This window comes from Candidatus Erwinia haradaeae, assembly GCF_900698995.1.
Classification (GTDB): domain Bacteria; phylum Pseudomonadota; class Gammaproteobacteria; order Enterobacterales; family Enterobacteriaceae; genus Erwinia_E; species Erwinia_E haradaeae_C.
In genome coordinates this window covers 480615-494965 of sequence record NZ_LR217735.1, presented here as the reverse complement: position 1 = coordinate 494965, position 14351 = coordinate 480615, and the positions used below count along the sequence as shown (strand labels likewise).

Here is a 14351-nt window from a genome sequence, read left to right as displayed (position 1 = left end):
GCGTTTGTATCGAAAAAACTAATAGATTACGATTACATTTCATTTAATTAATCCATAACAGATATTTTTGCATTATCCACTTATAGAATGCCATATGGATTACTGATCAACACGGATCTACATAAAACATTAGTCTCATAAATACCAATTACAAATAGCACGTACATTTTGCTCCTTTAGATGGAAGGAGATATGTTAACGAGCGATTTATTTTTTAATACAGAAAGATATTATTTTATCTAAAATTATGCGTAACAGCATGCAATCTATTTGTTTACTAATATAGTAATGTGCTTATTTGTTAGACTGTGTAACTTCATGAAGCTAAGAAAAAATGAAAATGATTAGCACAGTGTATTGCTTTACTACCATCAGTATTCAAGATGTGTTAATAAAAATCCATATTAAGATCGGCGAACGGATTCATGATTGATGACTAATCAAACTCTATGCTATGATAGTGCTCAGAAAGTCGGCGTAGTAAATTTGTAAAAATAAATATGTAGCACAATCATTTCAACGATTATAAAATCATTACTAATGCTATTTATTTTTTAACAATAAATTTTCGATATATTTCAAAGCCATATCATTTACTCAGAAAACAGTAAATCTTTCTCGTTATAGAAATCGAAAGCACGCTATCATTGATAGCCTTACATAAATTAATGTAATTAATGTAATTATAAAAAATATTTTTGGGTAAGTTTATTAGAAATATCAGGCGAACCTTTCATACCGCACCCAATAAAACCAATAACTATAATAAAAAAAAATAGTATTTTAATTATTTTTATCGCCATCATCTCATTGACTTCCTCTGTCTAATATTTAGATTATTTGAATACTCTTAAGTTATATTTAGAACTTAATAAAATTAATAATAAAATCCTGTGACAAAAGAAAGACTCAATTCATATTTTACAATAACGAATATAATATAAAAATTTTTGAAAAAAATATTATATATAACTCTTTAAAAATTTTCTCTAAAAACTAATATGAATAAATATTCTACGTATTTTATTTTTAATAATATAAAAAAAAATTAATAATATTTTAGCGTATGAATTTCATTTCAATGAAATTCATTTTTTGATCCTAAAAAATAATAAAAGTTTTAATATGTTCAATTAACTGACATTATCAGTATAATATATACCTAAAATATTAAGCTAAATTACACCTATAATAGGTACAATAAAAACATTGATAATGATAGTGATATAAAAGGAAAGATCATCTAATAAGCACATTATGCATTATAAATGCAACAGATTACTATAAAGGTTCGCAAGACTTCTATTTTTCTAAATATTTATTAAGAAAAAATAATTATAACATAAAAAATTGGAAATTTTCAGTTCAAATCTTTTAGTTTAATTAAAATTGTGCTAAAAAAATATATGTCATATACTCACATTATTATTTATATATAAATATAAAACTTAACTATTATTAATCTGTAAAGAATAAGAATTCGCATTAAAATAGCTTATAAAAGTGATTGATAATATCACTAAATAATATATAGATAATCATAATTCTTAGATAATCAAAGATTACATCTTAAACTATCGAATATTACCTGTGGTAAAATCTTCTATAAAAATCTAAAAAATATAATTTTTTATATAAAAAAATCAATCAGCAAACTTTTAGTTACTATTCTTAATGTTAATTTATAAAAAATTGCAAAATATAAAACAAGATCACAAACTATTTCTTTTAATATAGAGTATTGAATAATACCTACTAAGTGAAACTCTTAATTAATGTGTTGTTACTATAACAGAAAGATAAAAATATTGAGATAAAATCAAACTTATTCAATATAATAATACTTATTACTATTTTACCTTATTCTAAAAACATATTAATAATATTATTTATTGAGTAAAATATTGCATGAACATGCGAGGATATACTAATGATATTATACTAGATAAAATAACCAATAAAGTACTCATAGAGGTACAAAATCTAATCATCATCCCATCTAACAACAAAAGAAAAGTATAATATGTAAATGACATTTATATTACATTATCATTTATAATGACTGTGATTTTCATTTAAACAAGATTAGATAGATTAGATTTTTTGCTATTGTTATAAAACTTCTATATGTTATAAATAAAAATCACATTTCAACTTATTTGATTAGTTTTAAGAATAATGAGCAATCTTTGTTAGTCCAGATTATTTTACCTTTCTTTTACTCTAGATTTTAATGTGACTATCATAGTTGATTGAACTTTTTATATTAATATAAAGTTATTTAAGAATACATAGGCTATCTGTGAAATCCATTTCATCTGCTGAATATCAGCGCTTTCAAATTTATTGCATACACACATTCTACTCTGTTATCAACTAGTAGTTCTGTTAAAAATTGGTAATGTCATAAGTATTTAATTTTAATGGTATCAAACATGTCAGATAAAATTTTTAAAATTATCACAAGACAGAGTCCGTTAGCCTTATGGCAAGCGCAATATGTTCAAGAGAATTTACTCTTACATCATCCCGGTCTGTGCGTAGAACAAGTTCCGGTGATGACACGTGGGGATCTCATGCTTGAAACCGCACTCACTAGGATTGGTGGTAAGGCAATATTTGTAAAAGAATTAGAGCGTGCTATATTATCAGGCCATGCTGATATAGCTGTACACTCAATTAAAGATGTCCCGATGAGCTTTCCAAAGGGATTAGGCTTAGTTAGTATCTGTGAGCGTGAAGCGCCACATGATGCATTTGTATCAAATAAATATTCATCTATAAATTTACTGCCGCCTAATGCAATTATCGGCACATCAAGCTTGAGGCGTCAGTGTCAACTACATTCGCGGCGCCCAGATCTATTAATACAAATAGCACGGGGAAATGTAGGAACCCGTCTAAGCAAATTAGATGCTGGCCAATATGATGCTATTATTTTAGCTGTAGCTGGATTAAAAAGACTAAACTTAACTCATCGTATTCGACAAACTATACCGATAGAAGAATCTCTACCTGCTGTTGGTCAGGGAGCAATAGGAATTGAATGCCGCCTGAATGACTTAAGCACAATCAATTTACTTACTGCTTTAAATCACCCTGATACAGAAGACCGCATAAGAGCAGAGAGAGCCATGAACGCTAGGCTAGCAGGTGGTTGTCATGTACCTATAGGTAGCTATGCTGTATTAGAAGGTGATACTCTTTGGTTACGCGGGCTAGTAAGTTCATTAGATGGTACACAGATAGTACGCGGAGAATATCGAGGATCTCGAGTAGATGCTGAAAAAATCGGTACGCTATTAGCAGAGCATCTATTGAACAGTGGTGCTCGCGAGATCCTTTATTCTATAACTCGGGAAACCTTATCAGTATGAATATCTTAGTTACTCGCCCAACACCATCAGCAAATGAGTTGGTTGGATATCTTCGGAGACTAGGAAGAAAAGCTTGGGCGTTCCCACTTATAGAGTTTTTTCCTGGGTCTCAGCTAAAAACGCTTCCTATTCGACTGCAAGAATTGGGCAAAGGAGATCTAGTCTTAATTCTGTCGCGAAATGTTATTCATTATGCTGAACTTATTTTAACAAGTAAAAATATATCATGGCCTAAAATATTAAACTATTATGCCATTGGACGTAGTACGGCCATAGCATTTCATGCTGCCACTGGATATAAAATTTTCTGTCCAAATCAACAAGAAACTAGCGAAACACTTATTAAAGCTTTATCTACACAAACTATAAAAGGTAAAAATATTTTGATTTTACGTGGCAATGGAGGAAGAAATTTACTCCGAGATACCTTACTAGGTTATGGCGCGCAAGTGGAGCTAATTGAATGCTATCAACGTTGTGCAAAATTCTATCACGGTGAAAAAGAGGGTAAACGTTGGCGTCAAAAGGGAATAGATACAATAATAGTAACTAGTGGTGAAATGTTAATGCAATTACACTGTTTATTTACAGATATAGATCGAAAAGAATGGTTATTAAAATGTCGACTTATAGTTATCAGTGAGCGCTTAAAGAGCTTAGCTAAGATGCTCGGATGGAGCAATGTTTGTGTTTCTAATGGCTCAGATAATAATACACTATTAAATTTTATTTTAACTTATACTTATTGAACATCTATAAAAAGTTTTAAAAATCTCTAAATCTTTTCATAAAGAGGATTAAAAATTTTATTTATTCGCGCTAAATCTCGCATTTTCTTATCCAGAACATAGGAATAAATCTTATTTAGAAGGTTAACTATAACTAGTTATAAAGATTTGCTGTAGATACCACAATACAATTATAAAATAAAAACATTTTATTTATTAAATTATATCAAAAATTTAATATTTAAACCATTCAATAGCACTATTATCGATAGATTCATTTCTTTATTTTGACTTAACCAAAATAGTCAAATTGATTTTACTTGACTACTATAACATCATAATATATATGAAGAGACTATATATTTCTATCTATATGCGCATATAAATACTAGCCTGTATCTCTAATAGTATCTCATCACAAGTAATTTTTATTAAAAATATAAAATTAATAAATATAAATTATTAAACAAACTTAGAATTACAAAATAAATGTTCAACAAATGAGTTGATCATGCAAAATTAGCTCTTAGAATAGCTAAATAAAATTTTTATATGAATATCGATTATTGCTCTTAATATAACCATAAAATGTAATATTAAATTAAATTATTAGTAAAATAGATTGTTGTTATCTTGTTGTTACAATCATTAACAGAATTACTATGATTCTGTGCAGGTCTTGACTATTATGAAGTCAATGCCCTCATCTTAGAGCTTCTAGATGTGATCTTTTAAAAATACCACAACTTTTACTTTTGTGTTAACACTATACTTTATATAAAAAATAAAAAAATTATTTATACATTTTACATTAAAACTGACTAGAATAATTACTACTCAAGTGAATTAATTAAAAAATTAGTATACAAAACTATACATCTAATATCATGCCATCTCTTGTTGTGTATATATATTTATTAAATACTCTATATTTTCTACTGTCACCTAATTATTACTGTTCTTCGATGGTGAATTTTGTTCTTTATATGTATATAAAATTAGTTTTTATACAAAATAATACTCTTAGCTAACATGCTAACCTTTATTTATTTAACTCTTAAATAATCCATATATAATGGCTTAAGCTATTATAATTAAAAATACTTTTAAATAAAAATATTTTTGCTACGCGCTTTCAGTTAAATATCATCTATAATATGCACTAATATACCTGTTTATACCTATATTTTGTTTTGCTTTTCAGATAGTATATAAGTAATATTTTAAATATTTTATATTCAATATTTCTAATGAATTTAGAATTTTACTAACAGAACTAACGTCACCATTTCTATTATTGCAATAAATTGCAGCTATCTTTATACATAGTAAAATTATAATGTCACAAGAAGTTATTAAAAACATTCCTTTTCCCACTGTTTATTAGTATACTAACTAATTTTTTATTTACGATACGTAAAAAGATGAATCTACCTCATGTCTATGTAGCTGCATATCATTATTTTAGTTTACTAAATCTAACTAAACTAAAGTGCATTTTCTTAATAGAAAAAGCTCAATTAATCTAAAATTAAACATAATAATATTTTATTAGTATTACATCTTATAATAATTCTTAAAAATAATTTTTATTATGCAATATATAAAATATGTAACATACCCATTCTAAGCTTAGGATGACAATTACACTTCAGTAAACCAAATACTCTTGATAAGATAAGAAGTGATGCCGCCATTACATGTTATTATCTTGATATATAGAGAAAGTTCGATCTATCTTTATAGAGACAATCTACCCAAAATACATCAATCAGCCCTTATTAGTCGAGATCAATACTTCTTACAACATCTAATGATGATAGCTTTATTTAGTAGTTTCCACTAATTAATCTCATTTGATCGCTAATATCATCTTACTTTTCTATATACATATGACATGTTTAACACATTTATTAAAATATGCTTTATACTATACTAGTAGTAACATATAATATGACTTTACAAATAATTCTAATCTTATTAGATAAAACTATACATCTAGTTATACATTAAGTATTTCTAAATATAGAATAATTTTTTATATAAAAATGTGTGTAATTCATTACAATCTTATAAAGCACCTATTTAATAGGTTAATTAAAAATATAGGGTTTTTCTGTTATGTGCATTAAATAAATGCCAAAGCATCTCCAAAAATGAGCGATGAATTAGCTCCTCGTTCTGTACAAAGGCATATATGTGCTTTTTTGACCATATTCACAGGCCCCGCAATATATATAGCATGTCTAGATAAACAATTATAATCCTTCATAACAGCACTTATAACAGTACCTTTACGACCACCAAAACCATATTCAGTCCTCTCAAGGACAGGGAAAATCTTTAAATTAGAATGCTTGTGTAGCAATCTATTGAGACTATCTAGGTCATAAAGATGCTGTATCTCACGTCCGCCCCAGTACACAGAAATACACCTATCTGACTTTCGTGCTAGCGCTGTAAATAAAATGGATCGAATATAAGAAAAACCTGTCCCGCCTGCAATCAATATCAATGGAGAATCATCTTCCTCTCTCAACCAAGCAAGACCATAGGGTATATCAACAATAATATTTTTATTATTCTGTATATACTCTATCGCTGATATAATATAAGAATTAAGCTCAGCACCCCCAATATGCAATTCAATGATATCTTTTTCCATTGGTGTTGAGGCAATAGAGAATGATAAGTGAGCATGATCTTTTATTTTTAGTATTAAATACTGACCCGCACGAAAAGCAACATAAACCTCTGGAGTTAATCGAACACGATATATCGTATTGGTTATAGCTTCTACTGAAGCAATTTCACACCTTAAAGTTGGCACTAATTCCTCTGTCAAGTAATAATAATATTATAACTATTGATTTTAATAGAGATTAGTATTTTTTACTATATTTAATTCATCCCAAAGTTCATCTACACGAGCAGTTACATAAGGGTCTTGTTTAATAGGAGACCCCCATTTACGTTGAGTTTCGCCTGTTAATTTATTAGTGGCATCTATTCCTATTTTTGACCCAAGACCTGATATAGGCGAAGAAAAATCAAGATAATCAATTGGCGTATTATTTATAATAACTACATCACGAGCCGGATCCATGCGAGTGGTTATTGCCCAAATAACATCATTCCAGTCTCGAGGATTAATATCATTATCACATACAATAATACATTTAGTATATATAAATTGGCGCAGGCATGACCAAATGCCCATCATTATAAATTTTGCATGTCCAGGATATTGCTTTTTAATAGTCACTATCGCTAATCTATAAGAACATCCTTCTGATGGCATATAAAAATCAATAATTTCTGGAAATTGTTGCTGAAGAAGTGGTATAAATATTTCATTAAAAGCTATAGCTAAAATAGCTGGCTCGTCCGGTGGGCGGCCAGTGTAGGTGGAATGATAAATGGCTTTATAACGTTGTGTTACATGAGTCACGGTAAAAACTGGAAAACTATCTACCTCATTATAGTATCCAGTATGATCTCCATGAGGTCCTTCTAGAGCCACCTCTCCTGGTTGAATATATCCCTCTAATACAATTTCTGATCTGGCTGGAACTTCTAAATCATTTGAAATACACTTTACAACTTCAGTTTTATTGCCACGAAGCAAACCAGCAAAGGCATATTCTGATAACTTATCCGGTACTGGCATAACAGCACCCAGCGTTGTTGCCGGATCAGCACCTAACACTACAGAAACTGGAAAGCGTTTTTTAGTATAAGTATGACACCATGCTTGAAAGTCTAATGCACCACTGCGATGCGGTAACCATCGCATAATTAGCTTATTCTTTTCAAGAACTTGTTGACGATAAATAGCTAAATTTTGTCTTGTTTTATGTGGGCCACGTGTTATCGTTAACCCCCAAGTTACTAATGGCGCAACGTCATTCGGCCAACACCTCATAACAGGAAGACATCTTAAGTCAACTTCTTCATTTTTTAAAATCTGTTGTTGACACAGTGCATTTTGAACGTGTTTAGTTGGCATATTGAGAACTTGCTTCCATTGGGGTATGTTTTTTAAAAAATCACTCAACCCTTGCGGCGGCTCCGGTTCTTTAAGAAAAGCCATAAGCTTTCCGATATCGCGTAAAGAATGCTGATCAACCTGTCCCATTCCCAATGCTATGCGATCTAATGTACCAAATAAATTGCATAGCACTGGCATGCTATATCCTTTTGGGTTTTCAAAAAGCAATGCCGGGCCATTAATACGTAAGGTACGGTCAGAAATTTCAGTCATTTCGAGATTAGGATCAATTTCTTTTTGAATACGTTTCAATTCTCCACGTTCTTCCAATAGAGAAAGAAAACTCCTTAAATCTTTATATTTCATAATTTTCCAATAAAGCACCTGCTTACTAAACAGTGACAAATTAAAGCATCCGCCACAAAATACATTAGTTATTTATAAAATTTTTATTTTAAAAGTAATTCAAAATCCCATCTATTAAGAAAATTTATACATCAGTATATACTTACATTTATGAGGTAATTACATGCCTGTAATCCTACAATAGCACGCTATTCATTGAAGAAAACTCTAATCTTTTATAAACTACTCTCTGACATCATAGATTGCTTATTAATGATGCATTATAATAATACTAGTTTTTTTAAAAAAAACCATGTTACTGTAACTAACTAAATAATTATAATAAGCGTATACCAATCTACAAAGAACAGAATAACAAATTAAATATAGATAATAATTTATTTTTATACTAAACCTTCTTTACATATAAATATATCTTAAAAATCTTAAATAATCGAGAATAGGTAACTAATTTAAAAAAATCTAAAAAAATTTTTTTAATTATAAAGCTACTGTCATCTAAAGAATATTATTAAAAAAACGTTGCTCTTTAATAAAAAATTAACTATCAAAATATCTATATATAGCACAAGGATTTAATATAGTACACAATGTATATAAACTGATATAATCTTCATTATGAAATTTTAGTTATGGAATTTAGAAAAAATTATTGAGAAACAATATATAGTTTATATGACAGCTTGAGTGTAAAATGCTAAACCAGGCTTAATAAAATATTAATAAATATTATACTATGGATAACCAGAAAAGAAATCCATCCTTTAGCTATTATATAGATATATATAAAATACATAATAAAACAAGAAAATTCTCAGAGAGCATATTCAAGCTTAATAGTAAATTGCATCACTAACATATGCATTCAATGCGCGAATATAGGTAAAATGATATATTAAAACATTAATATAACAATTTTATATAACCTGGAGAAATCTATAAATACTCTCCTTATTCGTTGATGCTATCATTATTGTTTTTTGCTTCAAAAAGTGAGAAATTTTTCTGTTTTAAAAATAAAATCACACTCTGCTAAGCCATTTGGAATATATAGCGTAAAAGTTAATTAAATATTTTCATACATCACAAATAAGAGAATGAATAAGTATTCATTAAAATAAAATTATTTATTTGTATAGCTCAAAGGTGAGTAATTGACTAATATTTTTAGATGAATAGATTCTGTCACGATTCTATAATCTTCTTGGTAATTCTGCCAGATTACATCAATATATTATAATAAAATAATAACCAGCATCATGAAATAGAGTATATCTTTACTTTAATAATGTATCTGTTAAAGCATATATAGACACTATATAAACACCAAAGAGCCTCATATGCAGTAAGATAAAGATAATTCCACTTCAAGTTCAGTCTTGTTAAAGATCACAATGAATAATTGAAAAAATAACACTGGTGAGATTTTTACTATCTCTTGTTCTAAAAATAGATTTTTTTAAATATTATCATACAGGATCCATCCTATGTTCATGCGTTAATCTACGTTAAAATCAAAACTATGATGTTTAACTATTTAACAGATGAGGTATAACAGGAAATACATCTATGTCAAAACATTTTAATTATGATTTAGATCCAATTGAAACCCAAGAATGGATAGATTCAATTGAGTCAGTGATTCATGAAGAAGGCACAGAACGTGCTAAATACCTAATCAATGAAGTGCTAAAAGCTGCAAGTAAGAGCGGAATTCAAACCAATGCTCATACATATGCAAAAAATTACATTAATTCTATTGCTCTAGAGGATGAACCAAAATACCCAGGTAACATGATTTTAGAGGATCGTATTTGTGCTGCTATTCGTTGGAATGCAATCATAATCGTGCTACGTGCGTCACAAAAAAATCTAGAATTAGGTGGTCACATTGCATCCTTCCAGTCTGCAGCTACTATATATGAAGTATGTTTTAATCATTTTTTCCGTGCGCTCAACACAAAAGATGGAGGTGATCTAGTTTATTTTCAAGGTCACATATCTCCAGGAATATATGCTCGTGCTTTTTTAGAAGGCCGGATCACTGAAAAACAAATGGACAACTTTCGGCAAGAAGTTCACGGAGAGGGGTTACCATCTTATCCCCACCCTAAACTCATGCCAAATTTTTGGCAATTTCCAACTGTTTCAATGGGTCTCGGTCCTGTGGCGGCAATATATCAGGCTAAATTTTTAAAATATCTTCACCACCGTAACCTGAAAGATACATCCTTGCAAACTGTTTATGCATTCTTAGGAGACGGTGAGATGGATGAGCCAGAATCTAAAGGTGCTATTACTATTGCAAGTCGGGAACAGTTAAATAACCTAATATTTATTATTAATTGCAACTTACAACGATTAGATGGGCCAGTAACAGGAAACAGCAAAATTATTAATGAGCTGGAAGGGATTTTTGCTGGAGCAGGTTGGGAAGTCATTAAAGTCATTTGGGGAGGAGGCTGGGATCGGCTATTGCATAAGGATGCCAGTGGTACATTAGTCCAGCTGATGAATGAAACTATTGACGGTGATTATCAAACTTTAAAATCTAAAGATGGTTCTTATATACGTAAACATTTCTTCGGAAAGTATCCTGAAACAACAAAACTTGTAGAGGATATGACCGATGATGAAATCTGGAATCTTAGCCGAGGTGGTCATGATCCAACAAAAATTTACGCGGCACTCAAAAAAGCACAAGACCACAAAAATAAACCAGTTGTTATTCTTGCTCATACAGTAAAAGGTTATGGAATGGGTGAAACAGCTGAGGGAAAAAATATTGCCCATCAAGTAAAAAAAATGAGCCTAGATAGACTACGTTATATTCGAGATCGTTTTCAAATTCCAGTAGATGACGAAAGTATTAAACACTTACCTTATATAACCTTTAAAAACGACTCCGATGAGTATAAATACCTCCACGAGCAACGCAAAAAACTAGGTGGATATCTGCCTATGCGTCAAGAAACTGCTTATAAAGAACTAGAAATACCATCATTAGAAGAATTTCGCTCTTTATTGATTGAACAAAATAAAGAAATATCAACTACTATAGCATTTGTACGTGTCTTGAATCTTTTATTAAAGAATGTAAGCATTAAAGAACAAATAGTGCCCATTATTGCGGATGAAGCGCGTACATTTGGAATGGAAGGTTTGTTTCGGAAAATTGGGATCTATAACCCACATGGACAACAGTATAATCCATCAGATCGCGAACAAGTAGCATACTACAGGGAGGACGCAAAAGGGCAGATCCTTCAAGAGGGGATTAACGAAATGGGTGCAGCTTGCTCATGGTTAGCAGCAGCAACATCTTATAGTACAAATAATATACCTATGATCCCCTTCTATATCTATTATTCCATGTTTGGTTTTCAACGTATTGGGGACTTATTATGGGCAGCGGGTGACCAACAGGCCCGCGGATTTCTAATTGGTGGCACTTCAGGTCGCACCACTCTCAATGGTGAAGGATTGCAACATGCAGATGGTCATAGTCACATCCATGCTCTGACCATTCCAAACTGTATATCCTGGGATCCAGCATATGCTTATGAAGTAGCGGTAATCATTCATCATGGCTTAATTCGTATGTATGGCCATGCACAAGAAAATATTTACTATTATATTACTACTTTAAATGAAAATTACCATATGCCCAGTATGCCGTCAGAAGTTGAATATGGAATCTGCAAGGGTATATATAAACTAAATAGCAAAGAAGGCTCTGCAGGAAAAGTACAATTATTAGGATCAGGTGCTATATTACAATACGTATGTCAAGCAGCAGATATTCTCGAGAGAGACTATAATATAGGGTCTGATGTTTATAGTGTTACTTCATTTACTGAATTGGCTCGTGATGGTCAACGTTGTGAGCGATGGAATATGTTGCATCCATCTAAAACACCACGAATCCCGTATATCACCAAAATCATGAATAATGAACCTGCCATAGCATCAACTGACTATATGAAGTTATTTGCTGAACAAATTCGAAGCTTTATTCCAACTAATAATTATCGAGTACTGGGTACAGATGGGTTTGGTTTATCAGATAGTCGCAAAAACCTACGCTATCATTTTGAAATTGATAGTGCTTATATAGTAATTGCTGCATTAACTGCATTAGCTAAAAATAATACCATTGATAAAAAAGAGATATCAGTAGCTATTACAAGGTTCAAAATTGACGCTGATAAAAGCAATCCATATTTGCTTTAATTTAAGAGGTAATACAAAATGACTATTGCAATTTCTGTTCCTGATATTGGGACTGATTTAGTTGAAGTTACTGATATCTTAGTAAAGATTGGTGATGTAATTGAATATGAGCAACCGCTATTAGTTGTTGAAGGTGAGAAAGCTTCTATGGAAATACCTTCTCCAAAATCTGGTGTAGTAAAAGAGATTCAAGTCAACCTAGGAGATAAAATACATACCGGAAAAGTCATAATGATCTTTGATGTTGCAGAAGAAGATAGCGCTGGGGAATTTTTAACAGATCATTGCATAAAAGAAAAGTTCTTACCGACAATAAGCTCCTACACAGGTCTTCATTTACCAGAACTTCATAATGATTCAGTTAAAGTTATTAAAATCTTAGTTGCCGTAGATCATAACATTAGCATAAAAGAACCAATACTTCTCGTAGAAAGCAAGCAGCAAAATCTAATAGAAATCCAATCCCCTATTGCAGGCAGAGTATATGAAATAAAAATCAAACATGGAGAGATAATTTCAATTGGTATGCTTATGATGATCGTTCATATTAAAAGCATAGAAGAATCTTTTTCATCAGAAAAAGGGGTAACTCACTCTATACATAAAACCAAATTTATTAAAAATCAAGCATACATTCATGCCACTCCTTTTATTCGACGTTTAGCGAGGATATTCAATGTTAATCTTGATAATATAACAGGCACTGGATATAAATCACGAATTTTACAAGAAGACTTAATGCCACATATACAACATACAACAAATAACACTTCAAATGCCAATAAAATCATCACAGGGAATAATATAGAACAAAACATAACGCCATGGCCAATAATTGATTATACAACATTTGGCAAAACTAACGAAGTATCCATGACTCGTATCCAAAAAAAATCTGGCGCAAACCTAAAAAGAAACTGGCTAATGATTCCACATGTTACCCATTTTGACAAAGTAGATATCACTGATTTAGAAAAATTCCGAAAAAAACAAAACAGTATAGCACTTAACGAGAATCTAGAAATAAAACTCACCCCTCTAGTATTTATTATAAAAGCTGTTGCTATAGCACTAAAAAAAATGCCACGCTTTAATAGCTCACTATCCTTAGATGAACAGAAGCTGATCCTAAAAGAATACACCCATATCAGCATAGCTATCGATACCATAAATGGTTTAGTAGTCCCAGTCCTTAAGGATGTGAATAAAAAAGGTATTATTGAACTATCTCATGAATTAAGCAATATTTCTACAAAAGCACGTAATAATCAATTAACTACAAAAGAAATGCAAGGCGGTTGTTTTACTATTTCTAGTATTGGTCGTTTGGGAACAACTCATTTTACACCTATTATCAATGCACCAGAAGTGGCTATCCTTGGTATCTCTAAATTCGTAACAGAGCCTGTCTGGCATGACAATAAATTTATACCACGCTTAATTATGCCAATTTCTTTGTCCTTTGATCACCGCGTCATTGATGGGGCTGATGGTGCACGATTTATTACTATACTAAATAAAACAATATCTGATATTCGCTATCTAGTAATGTAAATCTATAATTAGATATATATCTATCATTAGTATACATTTCTTGTACATTACATTATGTAATTATTGGATAATATCTCATAATTATTAAGCATAACAAAAACA

The 14351-nt window shown here is 30.5% G+C and carries 6 protein-coding genes; 4 read left to right on the top strand and 2 right to left on the bottom strand.

Translation table 11 applies throughout. From position 1 onward, the window contains the following. Positions 1–2435 precede the first annotated feature (2435 nt). Both hemC and ERCISPPA3004_RS01540 read left to right on the top strand, forming a co-directional pair. Positions 2436–3377 (top strand): hydroxymethylbilane synthase, encoded by a 942-nt coding sequence (hemC, locus tag ERCISPPA3004_RS01545; protein ID WP_157990374.1) that lies wholly within the window; start codon positions 2436–2438, stop codon positions 3375–3377. Continuing rightward, entirely contained in the window at positions 3374–4126 is a 753-nt protein-coding gene (locus tag ERCISPPA3004_RS01540; RefSeq protein WP_157990373.1) for a uroporphyrinogen-III synthase, read from the top strand. Before hemC ends, ERCISPPA3004_RS01540 begins: the two co-directional genes overlap by 4 nt. 2107 nt (positions 4127–6233) lie before the next feature. Here the strand turns inward: ERCISPPA3004_RS01540 and fre are convergent. Both fre and ubiD read right to left on the bottom strand, forming a co-directional pair. Next, a complete protein-coding gene (fre, locus tag ERCISPPA3004_RS01535) occupies positions 6234–6935 on the bottom strand; it encodes an NAD(P)H-flavin reductase (RefSeq protein ID WP_157990372.1) in 702 nt (233 codons plus the stop codon). 42 nt (positions 6936–6977) lie between these two features. Next, entirely contained in the window at positions 6978–8462 is a 1485-nt protein-coding gene (ubiD, locus tag ERCISPPA3004_RS01530) for a 4-hydroxy-3-polyprenylbenzoate decarboxylase (protein WP_157990371.1), read from the bottom strand. A gap of 1569 nt (positions 8463–10031) precedes the next feature. Here ubiD and aceE point away from each other — a divergent pair. Together aceE and ERCISPPA3004_RS01520 are read left to right on the top strand one after the other, a co-directional pair. Further along, positions 10032–12695: a pyruvate dehydrogenase (acetyl-transferring), homodimeric type gene (aceE, locus tag ERCISPPA3004_RS01525; RefSeq protein ID WP_157990370.1), complete on the top strand. Its 2664-nt coding sequence runs from the start codon at positions 10032–10034 to the stop codon at positions 12693–12695. 18 nt (positions 12696–12713) lie between these two features. After that, complete coding sequence (locus ERCISPPA3004_RS01520) at positions 12714–14249, top strand: 2-oxo acid dehydrogenase subunit E2 (RefSeq protein ID WP_157990369.1); 1536 nt, start codon at positions 12714–12716, stop codon at positions 14247–14249. The last annotated feature ends 102 nt before the right edge of the window (positions 14250–14351 follow it).